The sequence below is a fragment of the Acidovorax carolinensis genome, from assembly GCF_002157145.1.
In the GTDB taxonomy this organism is placed as follows: domain Bacteria; phylum Pseudomonadota; class Gammaproteobacteria; order Burkholderiales; family Burkholderiaceae_C; genus Acidovorax; species Acidovorax carolinensis.
Window position 1 is genome coordinate 1,763,534 of sequence record NZ_CP021361.1, and the last position, 18,013, is coordinate 1,781,546.

Genomic DNA, 18,013 nt, shown 5'->3' on the forward strand with positions numbered 1-18,013 from the left:
GGCTCAGAGAACTTCAATGGCGATGGCGTGAACGCCCTGGTCAATAAATTCTTGCAGCGCATCATACACAAGGCGATGTTGCGCCAAGCGGCTGCGGCCGGTAAACAAAGGTGACGCAATGCGCACCCGGAAATGGGTGCCAAAACCCGTGCCGTTGGCGCCCGCGTGGCCCGCGTGGGCGGCACTTTCATCCAGCACGTCCACCTGCGTGGGAGAGAGCTTTTCGCACAGGCGCTGCTGCATCGCCTGGGCCAGGGTGTGGGTGGCTTGGGTGGTCATGCCTGCGGCCCCTTGGTGTCGTCGGTGTCCTTCATGTAGCGGCTGAGATAAAGCGCCTGCGCCAGCACAAACACCAGCATCAGGCCCATGCCACCGAACAGCTTGAAGGTGACCCAGGTGTCGGTGTCGAAGTTGTAGGCCACCCAGAGGTTGAGCACGCCCATCACGGCAAAGAAGCCCGTCCAGCTCCAGTTCATGGTGCGCCACGCGGACTCGGGCAGATCCATCTGGGCGCCCATCAGCGACTTGAGCAGGTTCTTGCGGAAAAACAGCTGCCCGACCAGCAGCGCGCCACCCATCAGCCAGTACAGCACCGTGGGCTTCCATTTGATGAAGGTGTCGCTGTGCGACAGCAAGGTGGCGCCGCCAAACAGCACGATCACCCCCAGGCTGAGCCATTGCATGGGCTCGACCTTGCCGTGCTTGTAGTGCAGGTAGCCGATCTGCACTACCGTGGCTGCAATGGCCACCGCCGTGGCGATGTAGATGCCCCAGATCTTGAATGCTGCGAAGAACAGGAAGATGGGGAAGAAGTCGATCAGGAGTTTCATGTAGCCAGAGGTTGGGGGTGGGGGCAGGGCCGGTTCAAGGCGATTCTGGTTCGAAATCGAGCGAGGCCGAATTCATGCAGTAGCGCAGGCCTGTCGGCGCCGGGCCATCTTCAAACACATGGCCCAGATGCGCCCCGCATTGTGCACACACGGTTTCAGTGCGCACCATGCCATGGCTGCGATCGACGATTTCGGTGATGGCGCCGGGCACTGCCTGCGAGAAGCTGGGCCAGCCGCAGCCGGCATCGAACTTGGTGACCGCATCAAACAACTTGGCACCGCAGCAGATGCAGTGGTAGCTGCCGTCGGCCCAGTGGGCTTCGTATTTGCCGGTGAAGGGGCGTTCGGTGGCGGCATGGCGCGTGACCTGCAAGGCCCCGGGCTCAGCGCCCTTGTCCTTGAGCAGCGCTTGCCATTCGGCGTCGGTTTTCTGGATGGGAAAGCTCATGATGAACAGCTGATTTCGATGGAAGAAGCCCAGTCGGGCGGGAAGTCGGCCCAGGCGTCATGGCCGGGATGCTCGTCAAAAGGATGCTGCAGCAGGCGCTGCAGGGTTTGCAGTTCGGAGAAATCGCCTTGCTTCGCGGCCCGTATGGCCTGCTCACCCAGGTGATTGCGCAGCACGAACTTGGGATTGCTGCTCAGCATCAAATGTGCAGAAACCGCTTTATCGGTAAGCGCTAGTAGCTCTGAATAAGATAGCAACCATTGGTCCCAACCCGCCCGGTCGGCAAACAGGTCGCGCACGGGTTCGAAGTCGTTTTGCGCCACGGCGTGCGACAGGCGCCGCCAGAAGATGGTGTAGTCCACCCCGTTTTTTGCCAGCAGCAGCAAGATGTGATCGATCAGTTCCGCATCGCCGGCACGCTGGGCAGTCAGGCCGAGCTTGGCGCGCATGCGGGCCATGAAGTCGTCGGAGAAAACGGTCTTGTACGACACGAGGGCCGCCTGGGCCTGCTCCTCGTCGCCGATCAGCGGCAGCAGTGCCTGGGCCAGGCAAAACAGGTTCCAGTACGCCACGTTGGGCTGGCGGTTGTAGGCATATCGGCCCTGGGTGTCGCTGTGGTTGCAGACATGGCCGGGCACAAAGGCGTCCAGAAACTGGAAGGGGCCATAGTCGATCGTCAGGCCCAGAATGCTCATGTTGTCGGTGTTCATCACGCCGTGGCAAAAGCCCACGGCCTGCCAGTGCGCCATCAGCGTGGCGGTGCGCTCGCTCACGGCCTGCAGCAGGGCCGCGTAGGCGTTGCCACCAGGCTGCTCAGTGCTGCGGCAGGCCGGGTAATAGCGGTCGATCACATAGTCGGCCAGCAAGCGCAACTCGTTCACCTGGCCACGGGCAGCGAAATGCTCGAAATGGCCGAAACGCACGAAGCTTTGCGCTACCCGGGTCACCACGGCGGCGCTTTCGATCTCTTCGCGGCGCACGGGGGCTGGCGACCCGGTGACGCACAAGGCCCGCGAGGTGGGGACGCCTAGCGCGTGCATGGCTTCACTGCACAGAAATTCGCGGATGCTCGAACGCAGCACGGCGCGCCCATCGCCCATACGCGAATACGGGGTGCGGCCGCTGCCTTTGAGCTGCACTTCCAGTCCGCCCGGGGTTTCACCCAGCAGGATGGCCCGCCCGTCGCCCAGCTGCCCGGCCCACACGCCAAACTGGTGGCCGCTGTAAACACTGGCCAGGGGGGTGCTGCCCGGCAAACGGGCATTGCCCGTAAAGACCTGCAGTGCCTCGTCAGACGCCATCCAGCCGGCATCCAGCGCCAGCAAATCCGCGACGTCGGTGCTGACGCCGATCCAGTGCGGCTGGGGCAGGGGGGTGGGCTGCAACGCGGTAAAGAATGCGGGCCCCAGGCTCGCGAATCCACCCTTCCCAGTCAGATCCAGAGGCGGGATGGCAGCAGTGCTGGCGGCAAGCGGGTTCATCGCTGCATTGTCTCGCAGCCGCGATGCCCCGGCGACCGCAGGGCCTTGCATGAGGGGGTGCTTTGGCGCCTCGTGGTCCAGCCTTTTCGTTGCGCCCTTCGGCTGGGGAGGTTGCATCGGCCTTCGGGGGCAGGCGGCATCTGTCTCGGCGGTGCAGCCAGCACACTCCGACCCGCAGGGAGGGTCGCCAGAGGGTAGGGAAGCCCTTGGCTCCTGTCAGGCGCGCGACACAGGTGGGTGCGTGGGGAAAAAACGCCGCAGACCGTCGCCCAGCCCGCAGTGCGCGCGCACGCTCGCATCCCGGCGGGTTGGCCATGCGTTCGGCGGCGGCCGACGGTCACTCGCCGGGCCGGGCCGCAAGACCGTTTCTTGCCCCCTGCCACGGTAGGATAAGAACTCCACCAACACAATATTCAAGGAGCGCACATGCTGGGCCTGATGCAAAGTCAACCACTGCTGATTTCTTCGCTGATCGAGTTTGCCGAGCGGCACCACGGCGATGCAGAAATCGTTTCCCGCAGGGTGGAGGGAGACATCCATCGCTACACCTACCGCGACCTTGCCCGCCGTGCCAGGCAATTGGCCAATGTGCTGGACGGCATGAAGCTGCAGTTCAGCGACCGCGTGGCCACGCTGGCCTGGAACGGCTATCGACACATGGAGATGTATTTTGGTGTGAGCGGATCGGGCCGCGTGCTGCATACCGTCAACCCGCGCCTGCACCCCGACCAGATCGCGTGGATCGTCAACCATGCGGAAGACCAGGTGATGTGCTTTGACACCACCTTCCTGCCATTGGTGCAGGCGGTACATGCGCGCTGCCCCACGGTCAAGAAGTGGGTGGCACTGTGCGATGCCGACAAGCTGCCAGCGGACACCGGCATTCCGGGGCTGGTGAGCTACGAGGCATGGATTGGCGGCGCCTCCAGCGACTACGCCTGGCCCGTGTTTGACGAAAATTCGGCATCGAGCATGTGCTACACGAGCGGCACCACCGGCAATCCGAAGGCAGCGCTCTACAGCCACCGCTCGACCACGCTGCATGCCTATGCGGCCGCCTTGCCCGATGTGATGAACCTCTCGGCGCGCGACGCGGTGCTGCCCGTGGTGCCAATGTTCCACGTCAATGCCTGGGGCATTCCCTATTCGGCGCCGCTCACCGGCTGCAAGCTGGTGTTTCCGGGCCGGCGCTCGATGGCAAGTCGGTGTATGAGCTGATCGAATCGGAAGGGGTGACCTTTGCCGCCGGTGTGCCCACGGTCTGGCAGATGCTGCTGAACCACGTCAAGGCGGGTGGCCTCAGGTTCAGTACCCTCAACCGCACGGTGATCGGCGGCTCGGCATGCCCGCCCGCCATGATCCATGCCTTCCAGGATGAGTTTGGTGTTTCGGTCCTGCACGCCTGGGGCATGACCGAAATGAGCCCGTTGGGCACGCTGTGCACGCTCAAGAACAAGCACCTGGCAATGCCGCGCGACGAACAGATGAAGATCCTGCAAAAGCAGGGGCGCGCGATCTGCGGGGTGGACATGAAGATCGTGGACAGCGCCGGTGCCGAGCTGCCCTGGGACGGCAAGACCTATGGCGACCTGCTGGTGAAAGGGCCATGGATCGTGGCCGATTACTACAAGAGCGAAGGGGGCAGCCCCCTGATTGCGGACGCACAGGGGCGGGGCTGGTTCCCCACGGGGGATGTGGCCACGATTGACGCCGATGGCTACATGCAGATCACTGACCGCAGCAAGGACGTCATCAAGTCCGGTGGCGAGTGGATCAGCTCGATCGATATCGAGAACATCGCGATGGCGCATCCGGCCATTGCCATGGCTGCCTGCATCGGCATGCCGCACCCCAAATGGGACGAGCGCCCAATCGTTGCGGTGGCGCTCAAACCGGGCGTCCAACTGAGCCGCGAAGAACTGCTGGCCTTCTACGAAGGCAAGACCGCCAAGTGGCAGATTCCCGATGACGTGGTGTTTGTTGACGCCATCCCCATCGGTGCTACCGGCAAGATGCTCAAGGCCAAGCTGCGCGAGCAACTCAAGGATTACCGGCTTCCCGGCCTCTGACCCGGGGTGGATGCGGCGCTCGGGGGAGCGCTGCATCCGTGTCACGACAGCCGCGCACCAGTCGCATGCGCGATAGCTGCTAGGGGCAATCCCTGAGCGGTGGTGTGTTGCAACGCGGTACGCTGCGTCCGGTTGATTCAACAGGAGACAAGACTATGAGATTTGCTATCAAAGCAGTAGCTGCATCCGTCATTCTGGCAAGCGCGGGTGGCGCCTTCGCCCAAAAGGGCGAGACCGTCAAGATCGCCTGGCTGGATCCCCTTTCGGGTCTCATGGCCGCAGTGGGAACGAACCAGCTCAAGAGCTTTCAGTTTCTGGCGGAAGAGTTCAACAAGAAGAATGCAGCCGGCGTCAAATTCGAAATCATCGGCATCGACAACAAGCTGAGCCCTCAAGAGACCACCAGCGCACTGCGCTCGGCCATGGACCAGGGTGCCCGCTATGTGGTGCAGGGCAACGGCTCGGGCCCCGCACTGGCCATCATCGATGCGCTGGAAAAGCACAACGCCCGCAACCCCGGCAAGGAAGTGCTGTTCCTCAACTACGCCGCCGTGGACCCGGATCTGACCAACAGCAAATGCAGCTACTGGCATTTCCGTCTGGATGCCGACACCTCCATGAAGATGGAAGCGCTGACCACCTACATGAAGGATCTTCCTGAAGTCAAGAAGGTCTACCTGATCAACCAGAACTATTCGCACGGCCACCAGGTTTCCAAGTTCGCCAAGGAAATGATGAAGCGCAAGCGCCCCGATGTGCAGTTTGTCGGCGACGACCTGCACCCGCTGGCGCAGGTGCGTGACTTCTCGCCCTACATCGCCAAGATCAAGGCCTCGGGTGCCGACAGCGTGATCACCGGCAACTGGGGCTCCGACCTGGCGCTGCTCATCAAGGCCGCCAACGATTCGGGCCTGAACAACGTCAATTTCTACACCTACTACGGCTCCGTTACCGGCAGCCCCACCGCCATGGGCGCCGCTGCCGACGGCCGTGTGTACCAGGTGGCCTATGCCCACCTGAACCTGCCGGGCCCGCTGAACCAGATCGTGGTGGACTACAAGAAGAAGTTCAACGACGACATGTACACCGGAGCCGTCTACCACGCCTTCGCCATGCTGTCCGAAGGCTTTGTCAAGGCCAAGTCAACCGATCCCGTCAAGGTGGCTTCCGTGCTCGAAGGCATGAAGTTCAAGAGCTTCAATGGCGAGGTCGAAATGCGCAAGACCGACCACCAGCTGCAGCAGGGGCTGTTCATCTCGAAGTGGGAAAAGGCCGGCGGCAAGTACCCGCTCGATTCCGAGAGCACTGGCTACACGTTCGTTCCAGTGAAGTACTACGAGCCCTATGTGGCCAGCACGCCCACCTCGTGCCAGATGAAGCGTCCGTAACCTCGGCTCCATCGCTTTGAGGCCCGACCTACTCGGGCCTTTTTTTTACCCAGCATTGAAAAATTCCAATGAATCCTGAGTTTTTCGTGATCTCTTTGCTGAACGGCGTCAGCTATGGGCTGCTGCTGTTCATGCTGAGTTCAGGCCTCACGCTGATCTTCAGCATGATGGGGGTGCTCAACTTTGCGCACACCAGCTTTTACATGCTGGGGGCTTACTTCGCCTACACCATCTCCAACGTGGTGGGGTTCTGGCCCGCGCTGGTGCTCGCCCCGTTGGCGGTGGGCGTGCTAGGGGCCGTTTTTGAACGCTACAGCCTGCGTCGCGTGCACAAGTTCGGCCATGTGCCGGAGTTGCTGGTGACCTTCGGGCTGTCCTATCTGATCCTGGAGCTGGTGCAACTGGTGTGGGGGCGTTCGACGGTTCCCTACGGCCTGCCCACGCAGCTGCAGGGGCCGTTGTTCACGCTGTATGGCACGCAGTTTCCCAAATCGCGCTCGTTTGTAATGCTGGTGGCGCTGCTGATGCTGGTGTCTGTGTGGCTCCTGCTGACGCGCACCCGCATCGGGCTGGTCATCCAGGCGGCCCTCAAGCACCCCGAAATGGTGGAGGCCTTGGGCCATAACGTGCCCCGCGTGTTCATGCTGGTGTTTGGGGGTGGATGCGCACTGGCGGGCCTGGCCGGGGTGATTGGCGGCAACACCTATGTCACCGAACCCGCCATGGCCGGCTCGGTGGGCTCCATCATCTTCGTGGTGGTGGTGGTCGGGGGCATGGGCTCGCTGGCGGGCGCTTTTCTGGCCTCGCTGCTGATCGGCCTGGTGCAGACCTTTGCCGTGGCCATCGATTACTCGCTGGCGTCAGCGCTGCAAGGCATGGGCCTTGCAGTGTCGGAGGCCACCTTTGGCTGGCCTTTGCTCAAGCTAACGGTCTCTCAGGTGGCACCCATCCTGCCGTATCTTTTTCTGGTTCTGATTTTGATCTTCCGCCCCAAGGGCCTGCTGGGTACACGGGAGGACTGATGCCATGAAGTTCACCACATCATCTGTTTCTCCGGCCACGCAATACTATCGGTTCAAGCCATGGAACGTGGGCCGTCTGGTCGTCTGGAGCCTGTTTGCGGTCATGCTCATCGTTGCCCCCATGCTGTTTCGCAGCAGTCTGGCGCTGACCATGCTTTCGCAGATCGGCTATCTCATCATCATCTGCCTGTCCTACAACATGCTGCTGGGGCAGGGCGGCATGCTGAGCTTCGGGCATGCGGTGTACACGGGCCTCGGCTCGTTCATCGCCATCCATGCGATGAACCTGGCCGGCAAGGGCGCGCTGCCCGTTCCGCTGGTGCTGATTCCGCTGGTGGGCGGCCTGGCCGGCATGTTCTTCGCCATCCTGCTGGGGTTTGTCACGACCAAGAAATCGGGCACGACGTTTGCCATGATCACGCTGGGTATTGGCGAGCTGGTGGCGTCGATGGCGCTGATGTTCCCCGAGTTTTTTGGCGGGGAGGGCGGCATCACCACCGACCGTGTCTATGGCCAGTCGTTCTTTGGCATCACGTTCGGCCCGGCGATTCAGGTGTATTACCTGATCGCGGCGTACTGTTTCATCTGCACCGCGGCCATGTTTGCTTTCACGGGCACACCGCTGGGCCGCATTCTCAACGCCGTGCGCGACAACCCGGAACGCGTTGAATTCATTGGCTACAACACGCAGCGTGTGCGCTATTTCGCCTTCATCATTGCCGGCTTCTTTGCCGGCATCGGTGGCGGGCTGGCGGCGATCAATTTTGAGATCGTCACAGGTGCCGACAGCGTGAATGTGCTGCGCTCGGGGGGCTATCTGCTGTTCACCTTCCTGGGCGGCGCCACCTTCTTCTTCGGGCCCATCATCGGAGCGGTCTTGCTGGTGCTGGCATCGGTGCTGCTGTCCGAGCTTTCCAAGGCCTGGTTGCTGTACCTGGGGCTCGTCTTCCTGTTCATGGTGATGTATGCGCCCGGCGGTATTGCCAGCCTGATCATGATGAATCTGCGCCTGGCGAAGTTTGGCAAGCTGCGCGCCCTGTGGCCGTCGTACCTGGCGCTGGGCGGCACGGCACTGGTGGCAGTGCTGGGGGCTGCCGCCATGGTGGAAATGACTTACCACCTCCAGCTCAATGCGGCCCTGGGGCCACAGCTGAATTTTCTGGGGGCCACTTTGCAGGCCAACTCGGTGGGCAGCTGGTTTGGCGCAGCGTTCGTGCTGGTCACGGGGCTGGGGCTGTTCGAGTTGTGCCGGCGCCAGTTTGTGCGCCAGTGGGGATCGATCCAGGAAGAGATCGAACACGAAATCAAGCGGGGGGAAGCGCTGTGACTATGGCGACAAACGCACCTTGTGCGCTCGAACTGCGTGATCTGCGCAAGAGTTTTGGCAAGACAGAAATCATCCGTGGGGTGAACCTGGCCGTGCAGCCCGGCGAGCGGGTGGCCATCATCGGCCCCAATGGCGCGGGCAAGTCCACGTTGTTCAACCTGATCAGCGGCCGCTTTGGCCCCACCAGCGGCGAAGTGCTGCTCAATGGCCAGCGCATCGACGGCAAGGCGCCCTACGAGATCAACCGAATGGGGTTGTCGCGCAGCTTCCAGATCACCAACATCTTTCCCAAGCTGAGCGTATTCGAGAACCTGCGCTGCGGCGTGCTCTGGAGCATGGGCTACAAGTACACCTTTCTGCGTTTTCTCTCGAAGCTGGATGACGCCAATGAGCGCGCCAAGCAGCTCATGGAAATGATCAAGCTCGACAAGAAGCGCGACACGCTGGCCGTCAACCTGACCTATGCCGAGCAGCGTGCGCTGGAGATCGGCGTCACCATTGCCGGGGGCGCCAATGTCATCCTGCTCGACGAGCCCACCGCCGGCATGAGCCGCAGCGAAACCACGCGCTTCATCCACCTCATCAAGGAAGTGACCGAGGGGCGCACCTTGCTCACGGTGGAGCACGACATGGGCGTGGTGTTCGGACTGGCCGACAAGATTGCCGTGGTGGTGTATGGCGAGGTCATCGCCTTTGACACCCCCGACAAGGTGCGCGCCAATGCGCGGGTGCAGGAGGCCTACCTGGGCTCCGCCGTGGCTGATGCGCAGGCGGGGGGACACTGACATGCTGAAAATCGACAATCTCCACGCCTATTACGGCAAAAGCCATGTGCTGCATGGTGTCTCCTTCGAGGTCCAACCCGGTGAAATCGTGGCCCTGCTGGGGCGCAATGGTTCAGGCCGCTCCACCACCGCCAAGGCCATCATGGGCCTGGTGGATTGGGAGGGAAGCCTGCAATGGAAGGGGCAGGCGCTCAAGGGCAAGAAGGCCTACGAAATTGCGCACCTGGGGCTGGGCTATGTGCCCGAAAGCCGCGACATCTTCCCCAACCTCACGGTGCACCAGAACCTCATGCTGGGGCAAAAAGGCAAGGGCAAGGGCAGCCGCTGGTCGTTTGACGACATGTACAACATGTTTCCCCGCCTCAGGGAGCGCCAGCACATCGAAGCTGGCGTGATGTCGGGCGGCGAGCAGCAGATGCTGACGCTGTGCCGCACCCTGATGGGCGACCCCGACCTCATCATCATTGACGAACCTACCGAGGGCCTGGCCCCCAAGATCGTTGAACTGGTGGGGCAATACCTGCAGACCATCAAGTCGCGCGGTATTTCGGTGCTGCTGATCGAGCAGAAGCTCACCATCGCCATGACCATTTCTGACCGCACGCTGGTCATGGGGCATGGGAGCATTGTTTTCCAGGGCACGCCGGAAACCTTGCGGGCCGACAACTATGTACGCAAGGAATGGCTGGAAGTCTGACGCGCCGCGCCACGGTGGCCGCGGTGTGGCAGGCAACGGGTTGCCTGCGATGTGTTCGCGGCCCTGTGCCGGCAGCCGTTGGTGCCCTGGTGTGAATGGCCGGCACGCTTTTGTCCCGGGCGGGACAAATCAGTGCAGGCAAGGTGGGCAGAACTCTCTACAATCAAAATCGCACGACCGTTCTTTTTCTAATTTCCAAGGAACAACAGCATGACCGCTGAATACAAAGTCCACGGCTCCGTTGCCGTGATCACGCTGGCCAATCCTCCCGTCAACGGGCTCGGCCTGTCAACGCGCCAGGGCATTGTGGACGGTCTGAACCGTGCCAATGTCGATGCCGCAGTGACGTCCATCGTCATTACCGGCGCGGGTGGTGCGTTTTCCGGTGGCGCTGATATCAAGGAGTTCGGCACCGACAAATCCCTGCAAGAGCCCAACCTGCATTCCGTGATCGCCGCCGTGGAGAACTCGCCCAAGCCTGTGGTGGCTGCGATCCACTCGGTCTGCATGGGCGGCGGGCTGGAGCTGGCCCTGGGCTGCCACTACCGCATCGCGGCGCCTGGCTGCAGCGTGGCCCTGCCCGAAGTAAAGCTGGGCATCCTGCCCGGCGCCGGCGGCACGCAGCGCCTGCCGCGCGTGGTGGGCGTGGAAGCGGCCCTGAACATGATCGTGAGCGGCGAGCCGGTCAAGAGCGAGCTGATCGGCTCCATGCCGGGCCAGAAGCTGTTCGACAAGCTGGTGGCGTCGCCCGAGGTGCTGGCCGCCGAGGCCCTGGCCTTCGCGCAAAGCGTGGCCGACGTGCGCCCGCTCCCACTGGTGCGCAACCTGCCCTGCAAACACCCCCAGGGCGACGCGTACTTTCAGTTTGCGCGCAACATGGTCAAGGGCATGAGCAAGAACTTCCCGGCGCCCGCCAAGTGCGTGGACGCCGTCGAAGCCGCCACCAAGCGCAAGTTTGCCGACGGCCTGCTGTTCGAGCGCGAGCTGTTCATCAACCTGATGTGGACGCCCGAGTCGCGCTCGCTGCGCCACCTGTTCCTGGCCGAGCGCGCTGCGAGCAAGATTCCCGACGTACCGTCCGATACGCCCAAGCGTGACATCCAGGCTGTGGCCGTGATCGGCGCGGGCACCATGGGCGGCGGCATCGCCATGAACTTCCTGAACGCCGGCGTCCCCGTAAAGATGCTGGAGATGAAGCAGGAGGCGCTGGACCGTGGCATCGCCACCATTCGCAAAAACTACGAAGCCCAGGTGAAGAAGGGCAAGCTCAAGCAGGATAAATACGAGCAGCGCATGGCCCTGCTGAGCACCACGCTGAGCTACGACGAACTCAACGATGCCGACCTCGTGATCGAGGCCGTGTTTGAAGAAATCGGCGTCAAGGAAGCCGTGTTCAAGGAACTCGACCGCGTGATGAAGCCCGGCGCCATCCTGGCCTCCAACACCTCCACGCTGGACGTGAACAAGATCGCCCACTTCACCAAGCGCCCGCAGGAAGTGGTGGGCCTGCACTTCTTCAGCCCCGCCAACGTGATGAAGCTGCTTGAAGTGGTGCGCGGCGACGCCACCGCCAAGGACGTGCTCGCCACCGTGATGGCAACCGCCAAGAAGATCAAGAAGACCGCCGTGGTCTCCGGCGTGTGCGACGGCTTCATCGGCAACCGCATGATCGAGCAATACGGCCGCCAGGGCGGTTTCCTGCTCGACGAAGGCTGCACGCCCGAGCAGGTGGACAAGGCGATGGAAAAATTCGGCATGGCCATGGGCCCGTTCCGCATGGGCGACCTGGCCGGCAACGACATCGGCTGGGCCATCCGCAAGCGCCGCTACACCGAAAAGCCCGACATGAAGTACAGCAAGACCGCTGATTTGCTGTGCGAGAAGGGGCGCTTTGGCCAGAAGACCGGCGCCGGCTGGTACGACTACGTGCCCGGCAAGCGCGACGCCATTCCGAATGCTGAAGTGGTCAAGATGATCGAAGACCACCGCGCCTCGCTGGGCATCACGCCGCGCAAGATTTCGGACGAGGAAATCGTGCAGCGCCTGGTGTTCAGCCTGGTCAACGAAGCCGCGCACATCCTCGAAGAAGGCATTGCCAACAAGGCCAGCGACATCGACGTGGTCTACATCTTTGGCTACGGCTTCCCGGTGTATCGCGGTGGCCCGCTGAATTACGCCAACGAGGTCGGCCTGTTCAACGTGGTGCAGGCCATGAACCGCTTTGCCAGGAACCCGCTGGACGATGCCGCGTTCTGGAAGCCCGCGCCGCTGCTGGCCAGGCTCGCTGCCGAAGGCAAGGCGTTCAACTGATTGATGCGAAGCCGCACCGCTTGTGCGCGAGCCCTGCTTGCATATAGCCAGGCCGCCACAGGTGCGCTCCAACCCTGAAAGGATTTTCCATGACCTCCGCAGTGATTGTTTCCACCGCCCGCACCCCGCTTGCCAAAAGCTGGAAGGGTTCCTTCAACATGACCCATGGCGCCACGCTGGGCGGCCATGCCGTGCAGCACGCCGTGCAGCGCGCCGGCGTTGACCCGGCTGACATCGACGACGTGCTCATGGGCTGCGCCACGCCCGAAGGCGCCACCGGCGCCAACATCGCGCGGCAGATCGCCCTGCGTGCCGGCCTGCCCATCACCGTGTCGGGCGTCACCATCAACCGTTTTTGCTCGTCCGGCCTGCAGACCATCGCCATGGCCGCGCAGCGCATCATTGCGGGCGAGGCCGATGTGTTCGTGGCGGGCGGTGTTGAAAGCATCTCCTGCGTACAGCAGGAAATGAACACCCACATGTTGCAAGACCTGGCTTTGGCCAAGGCCAAGCCCGAGATCTACTGGAGCATGCTGCAGACTGCCGAGCAGGTGGCCAAGCGCTACCACATCGGCCGCGAAGCCATGGACGAATACGGCGCCGCCAGCCAGCAAAAGGCCTGCGCCGCCCAGGCCGCTGGTTTGTTCGACGCCGAAATCGCCCCCATCACCGTGACGGCTGGCGTTGTGGACAAGGTCATGGGCCTCACCACCAGGCAAGTTACCGTCAGCAAGGACGAAGGCACGCGCGAAGGCACCACCGTGGAGGCTATTCAAGGGCTGCGCTCGGCGCTGCCGGGCGGCCTGATTTCGGCTGGCAACGCCAGCCAGTTCAGCGATGGTGCCGGCGCCTGCGTGCTGACCAGCGAAGACTACGCCAGCAAAAAGGGCCTCAAGCCCTTGGGCCGCTTCCTTGGTTTCGCCGTGGCCGGCTGCGAGCCCGACGAGATGGGCATTGGCCCGGTGTTTGCCGTGCCCAAGGTGCTCAAAAAACTGGGCCTCATGGTGCAGGACATCGACCTGTGGGAGCTGAACGAAGCCTTTGCCGTGCAGGTGCTCTACTGCCGCGACAAGCTGGGTATCCCCGCTGACCGCCTGAACGTGAATGGCGGCGCCATTGCCGTGGGCCACCCCTACGGCGTATCGGGCCAGCGCCTCACGGGCCACGCCCTTATCGAAGGCAAGCGCCGCGGTGCCAAGCGCGTCTGCGTGACCATGTGCATCGGCGGCGGCATGGGCGCGGCCGGCGTGTTTGAAGTGCTGTAAGCGCTGACGACGTTTTGCACATCGACGCCCCGCGCAGACCAGAAGGTTTGCGCGGGGCGTTTGCTATATTGTTGATAGCTACTGGCGCTTTGTGGGTGAGCGCTGGAGGTCAAATACTTTTTGCCAGTTCCTCGAATAATGAAAATGGCTGCTTGATGCTTGGAGGGGCGGGTTGCCGGAGTGACTGCGCTCGGCCAGGAGCGAACTTTCGACGTGTCGGGATGGCCGACCGCTTCAGAGCCGAACCGGACACAGGCGTATTCAATCCGCCTTCTCCCAACCGAGCATTGGAAGGTCAATAGTGAACCTGGAGAGGCCCGATTTTTCCGGATCAGTCAGTGCTTTACTTTTCTCAGTGCGGAACTTGCCTTGTGTTCATCGAGCCTGTCAGAAACTTTGTGTGTGAGGCATAGCATGTCAACAAGGAGCATGAATGCCACGCAAGACGAAGACAACCGCTGCGGCGGACAAGGCGGCGCAGCCGCAATTCTCAGCCGAGCTGCTGGAGCAACTCATCCCCGGGCCGGTAACGCCGGCCGAGCTCGAAGGCATCTTCCAGCAGTTCAAGAAGTCGGTTCTTGAGCGCGCCCTGGGCGCCGAGATGAGCCATCATCTGGGCTACACGCCCGGCCAGGCCAAGCCCGAAGGGGCTGGCGCCAATCACCGCAACGGCAAGAGCGCCAAGACGGTGCTGACCGATGCGGGAGCGCTGCGCATCGACGTTCCCCGCGACCGCGAGGGCACTTTCGAGCCACAACTCATCGGCAAGCACGAACGGCGCTTCACCGGCTTCGATGACAAGATCATCGCCATGTACGCCCGGGGCATGACGGTGCGCGAGATCCAGGGCTTCCTGGCCGAGATGTACTCGGTGGACGTCTCGCCCGACCTCATCAGCAGTGTCACCGACGCCGTGATGAGCGAGGTCACGGCCTGGCAGACGCGCCCGCTGGAGGCGATGTACCCGGTGGTGTTCTTTGACGCGCTGCGGGTCAAGATCCGCGAGGATGGCGTGGTGCGCGCCAAGGCCGTGTACCTGGCGCTGGGTGTGCTGCCCGATGGCAGCCGCGACATCCTGGGCATCTGGATCGAGAACACCGAGGGTGCCAAGTTCTGGATGAAGGTGTTCAACGATCTGAAGACACGCGGCGTCCATGACATCCTGATCGCCGTCACCGACGGGCTCAAGGGTATGCCAGAGGCGCTGGGCGCGGTGTTCCCGGCCACGACGCTGCAGACCTGCATCGTGCACCTGATCCGCAATAGCCTGGACTTCGCAAGCTGGAAGGACCGCAAGAGCCTGGCGGCGGCCATCAAACCCATCTACACAGCAGTGAGCGCCGAAGCGGCCCAGACTGAGCTCGATGCGTTTGAAAAGGGGCCCTGGGGCCAGAAATTTCCCACGGTCGTGGGCGCCTGGCGCAGGGCCTGGGACAAGGTGATCCCATTCTTCGCCTTCCCGCCCGAGGTGCGACGCGTGATCTACACGACCAATGCGATTGAAAGCGTGAATGCGCGGCTGCGCAAGATCATCAAGACCAGAGGACACTTCCCCAGCGACGATGCGGCCACCAAGCTGATCTGGCTGGCCCTGCGCAACATCACCGAGGACTGGGGGCGAGCAGCCAACCATTGGAAATCAGCGATGAACCAGTTTGCAATCCTCTACGAAGAACGATTCATGAAACCGAGCACGTAAGATATCCAACCAGCTTCACGAAATCGGTGAAGGTTCAATGAGCCTCACACACGGAAATTCGGACACGCCCTGTTCATCGTGCGCACATCTTTCGGCTGAGAAGCACGCAACATCCACTTTTCGAACAATTCTTCATTTTGCTTGTGCTTGATGATTTCAGCTTGTAGCTCTCGCACCAGATCGTCATCAGAACCATAACGAAGTTGAAATTTATTGAACAGTCTTTCGACCCGTGCCGATTGCTTGATCATGGAGTCCTCATCTGGGTGTTGGATGCGTGGTTTTCATTGTCACGTCTCAGACACTTGTGTCAACCTAAACCATCGGGCCTCAAGCTGATTTAGCTATGGCGCTGATCGAAAAGCCTGTTGCCCCAAGGAAGTGATTTTGGCCAATCGCCTCTACGGCCTGTCGAATGCGTCTCGTCGACCGATGATTAGTTGGTCAGTAAAACCAGCAAATTGACTTGCCCGATAGCAGGTGCACTCGACAAACTACTTGCGCTGCACAAGCGAGGGTTGCACGTCGGACCCGAGTGTCAGCAGCGGGTCGATTCCAGCCAGTCGCAACCAAATTCAGTCTTGGTTGCTGCGATTTGCTTCAATAACCATAGCTGGCAGCGCTTTTCCCATAAGCGTCAAGGCCTACAACGATACAGCCCCACACCGCGGCAGCCGTTTTCGCAGCCTCCCGCTCCAGCCTTCACCCGGCGCGCGAGCGTGCAACCCGTTGCGCGCGGCGGCACGCAGACTGCACCCCCTTCGCGGCGTCGCGCAGCTGACATGTTGGAACGGGTGCCCCCACCCATAATTTGCCGCATGACGACCTCCCTGCGCTCCACCCTCGATTTCCTGCTCTACGACTGGCTTCAAGCCGAAACGCTGAATGCGCGCGAGCGCTTTGCCGACCATTCGCGCGAGACGTTTGATGCCGTGCTTGACACCTGCGAGCGCATCGCGCGCGAGAAGTACGCGCCGTTCAACCGCACGGTGGACATGCAGGAGCCGCATTTCGACGGCGAGCGCGTCACGCTGCCGCAGGCCACCAAGGATGCGTATGACGCCTATGCCGCCTCGGGCATGCTCAGCGCGGCGCAGGATTACGACATTGGCGGCATGCAGCTGCCCTACACGGTGGACGCGGCGGCCAATGCCTTTTTTGCCGTGGCGTCGATCAGCATCAGCTCCAGCCTGCTGAGCGTGGGCAATGCCAACCTGCTCATGGTGCATGGCACCGATGTGCAGAAGAAGGTGTTTGCACTCAACGAGTTCTCGGGGCGCTTCTCGGGCACCATGTGCCTGAGTGAGCCGCAGGCGGGCTCATCGCTCAGCGATGTGGCCACGCGGGCAGTTCCTGACGAGGCCCCTTCGGTAGCCCCGGACGGCTCGGTGCCTTGGGATCAAGACCCGCTGGGTCCACGCTATCGCCTCACGGGCAACAAGATGTGGATTTCGTCGGGCGAGCACGATCTGTCGGAGAACATCGTCCACCTCGTGCTGGCCAAGATTCCGGGGCCCGACGGCAAGCTGGTGCCGGGCACGCGCGGTATTTCGCTGTTCATCGTGCCCAAGAAGCTGGTGGATACCGAGGGCCAGCTGACCGGCGTGCGCAATGATGTGGCGCTGGCGGGCCTGAACCACAAGCTGGGCTGGCGCGGCACCACCAACACGCTGCTCAACTTTGGCGAAGGCAAATACCCGGTGCAGGGCAGGGCGGGGGCTGTGGGCTACCTGGTGGGCCAGCCGGGCAAGGGCCTGGCGTGCATGTTCCACATGATGAACGAGGCGCGCATCGGCATCGGCATGGCGGCCACCATGCTGGGCCTGGCCGGCTATTACGCCAGCCTGGACTACGCCAAAAACCGCCCGCAGGGCCGGCTCATGGGGGCGAGTGGCAAGGACGCTGGCCAACCGCAGGTGCGCATCATCGAGCACGCCGACGTCAAGCGCATGCTGCTGGCGCAAAAGAGCTACGGCGAGGGTGCGCTGGCGCTCAACCTGTTCTGCGCCCGCCTGGTGGACGAGCAGCACACCGGCGTGTCCGAGGCCGCCGACGAGGCGCGCCTGCTGCTGGAAGTGCTGACCCCCATCGCCAAGAGCTGGCCCAGCGAGTTCTGCCTGGAGGCCAACTCGCTGGCCATCCAGATCCACGGCGGCTACGGCTACACGCGCGACTTCCCCGTGGAGCAGTACTGGCGCGACAACCGCCTGAACATGATCCACGAGGGCACGCACGGCATCCAGGCGGCCGATCTGCTGGGCCGCAAGGTGCTGATGGAAAACGGCCGGGGCATGCAACTGCTGGCCGCGCGCATGCAGGCCACCATGGCGCAGGCCGCCGCCGTGCCTGAATTGGCGGCCTGTGCGGCGCAGCTGGGCGATGCCTTGCAGCAGGTGGGCGCCGCCACGCAAGCCGCCTGGGCCACGGGCAACCCGGCCGAGGCGCTGGCCAATGCCGTGCCCTACATGCAGGCCTTTGGCCACACCGTGCTGGCCTGGGTGTGGCTCGATGTGGCCTTGGCCACACTGCGTGTTGATGCTACGCTTTCAGTAGCTGCTAGCGCAGGAAGGATGGGCGCTGCACGCTATTTCTACCATTATGAGCTGCCGAAGATTGCGGCCTGGCTGAATGTGGTGAACGGCCGCGATATGACCTGTGCCGCGCTCAGCGAAGAGGCGTTTTAGGCTGCGTG

Annotated in this window: 14 protein-coding genes and 1 pseudogene; 10 read left to right on the forward strand and 5 right to left on the reverse strand. The window is 62.4% G+C overall.

What is annotated here, in order from left to right:
• Positions 1-3: 3 nt before the first annotated feature.
• Genes CBP34_RS08310 through CBP34_RS08325 form a run of 4 tightly spaced genes read right to left on the reverse strand, consistent with a single transcriptional unit; the run spans position 4 to position 2,759 of the window.
• Positions 4-279, reverse strand: coding sequence for a BolA family protein (locus tag CBP34_RS08310; protein WP_094097748.1), 276 nt, complete (start codon positions 277-279; stop codon positions 4-6).
• Positions 276-830, reverse strand: a complete 555-nt coding sequence (locus CBP34_RS08315; protein WP_086912197.1) for a septation protein A — start codon at positions 828-830, stop codon at positions 276-278. The genes CBP34_RS08310 and CBP34_RS08315 overlap by 4 nt, the downstream gene beginning before the upstream one ends.
• A 34-nt stretch (positions 831-864) precedes the next feature.
• Positions 865-1,278, reverse strand: coding sequence for a peptide-methionine (R)-S-oxide reductase MsrB (gene msrB, locus CBP34_RS08320; RefSeq protein ID WP_086927535.1), 414 nt, complete (start codon positions 1,276-1,278; stop codon positions 865-867).
• A complete protein-coding gene (locus tag CBP34_RS08325) occupies positions 1,275-2,759 on the reverse strand; it encodes a protein adenylyltransferase SelO (RefSeq protein ID WP_094097749.1) in 1,485 nt (494 codons plus the stop codon). The genes msrB and CBP34_RS08325 overlap by 4 nt, the downstream gene beginning before the upstream one ends.
• A gap of 426 nt (positions 2,760-3,185) precedes the next feature.
• On the opposite strand from CBP34_RS08325, the pseudogene CBP34_RS08330 reads away from it, so the two are divergent.
• The 9 genes and pseudogenes from CBP34_RS08330 to CBP34_RS08370 all read left to right on the forward strand — a co-directional run bounded on the left by CBP34_RS08330 (position 3,186) and on the right by CBP34_RS08370 (position 15,321).
• A pseudogene (locus CBP34_RS08330) lies at positions 3,186-4,828 on the forward strand (3-(methylthio)propionyl-CoA ligase).
• A 155-nt stretch (positions 4,829-4,983) separates the two neighbouring features.
• Positions 4,984-6,216, forward strand: coding sequence for a branched-chain amino acid ABC transporter substrate-binding protein (locus CBP34_RS08335; RefSeq protein ID WP_086912201.1), 1,233 nt, complete (start codon positions 4,984-4,986; stop codon positions 6,214-6,216).
• A gap of 68 nt (positions 6,217-6,284) precedes the next feature.
• The gene (locus tag CBP34_RS08340; protein ID WP_086912202.1) at positions 6,285-7,238 is read left to right on the forward strand and encodes a branched-chain amino acid ABC transporter permease; all 954 of its coding nucleotides are present in this window, start codon (positions 6,285-6,287) and stop codon (positions 7,236-7,238) included.
• Between the two features lie 4 nt (positions 7,239-7,242).
• Complete coding sequence (locus tag CBP34_RS08345) at positions 7,243-8,565, forward strand: branched-chain amino acid ABC transporter permease (RefSeq protein ID WP_086912203.1); 1,323 nt, start codon at positions 7,243-7,245, stop codon at positions 8,563-8,565.
• 2 nt (positions 8,566-8,567) lie between these two features.
• On the forward strand, positions 8,568-9,350 hold the full coding sequence (locus CBP34_RS08350) for an ABC transporter ATP-binding protein (RefSeq protein ID WP_086912204.1): 783 nt from the start codon (positions 8,568-8,570) through the stop codon (positions 9,348-9,350).
• A gap of 1 nt (position 9,351) precedes the next feature.
• On the forward strand, positions 9,352-10,047 hold the full coding sequence (locus CBP34_RS08355; RefSeq protein WP_094097750.1) for an ABC transporter ATP-binding protein: 696 nt from the start codon (positions 9,352-9,354) through the stop codon (positions 10,045-10,047).
• Between the two features lie 210 nt (positions 10,048-10,257).
• Positions 10,258-12,357 (forward strand): 3-hydroxyacyl-CoA dehydrogenase NAD-binding domain-containing protein, encoded by a 2,100-nt coding sequence (locus CBP34_RS08360; RefSeq protein ID WP_094097751.1) that lies wholly within the window; start codon positions 10,258-10,260, stop codon positions 12,355-12,357.
• Positions 12,358-12,446: 89 nt separating this feature from the next.
• Positions 12,447-13,622: an acetyl-CoA C-acyltransferase gene (locus CBP34_RS08365; protein ID WP_094097752.1), complete on the forward strand. Its 1,176-nt coding sequence runs from the start codon at positions 12,447-12,449 to the stop codon at positions 13,620-13,622.
• A gap of 433 nt (positions 13,623-14,055) precedes the next feature.
• Positions 14,056-15,321 (forward strand): IS256 family transposase, encoded by a 1,266-nt coding sequence (locus CBP34_RS08370; protein WP_094097753.1) that lies wholly within the window; start codon positions 14,056-14,058, stop codon positions 15,319-15,321.
• A 44-nt stretch (positions 15,322-15,365) separates the two neighbouring features.
• Here CBP34_RS08370 and CBP34_RS19400 read toward each other — a convergent pair whose 3' ends face one another.
• Positions 15,366-15,572, reverse strand: coding sequence for a hypothetical protein (locus tag CBP34_RS19400; RefSeq protein WP_157896450.1), 207 nt, complete (start codon positions 15,570-15,572; stop codon positions 15,366-15,368).
• Between the two features lie 567 nt (positions 15,573-16,139).
• Between CBP34_RS19400 and CBP34_RS08375 the strand changes: the two genes are divergently transcribed.
• Positions 16,140-18,005, forward strand: coding sequence for an acyl-CoA dehydrogenase (locus CBP34_RS08375; protein ID WP_094097754.1), 1,866 nt, complete (start codon positions 16,140-16,142; stop codon positions 18,003-18,005).
• The last annotated feature ends 8 nt before the right edge of the window (positions 18,006-18,013 follow it).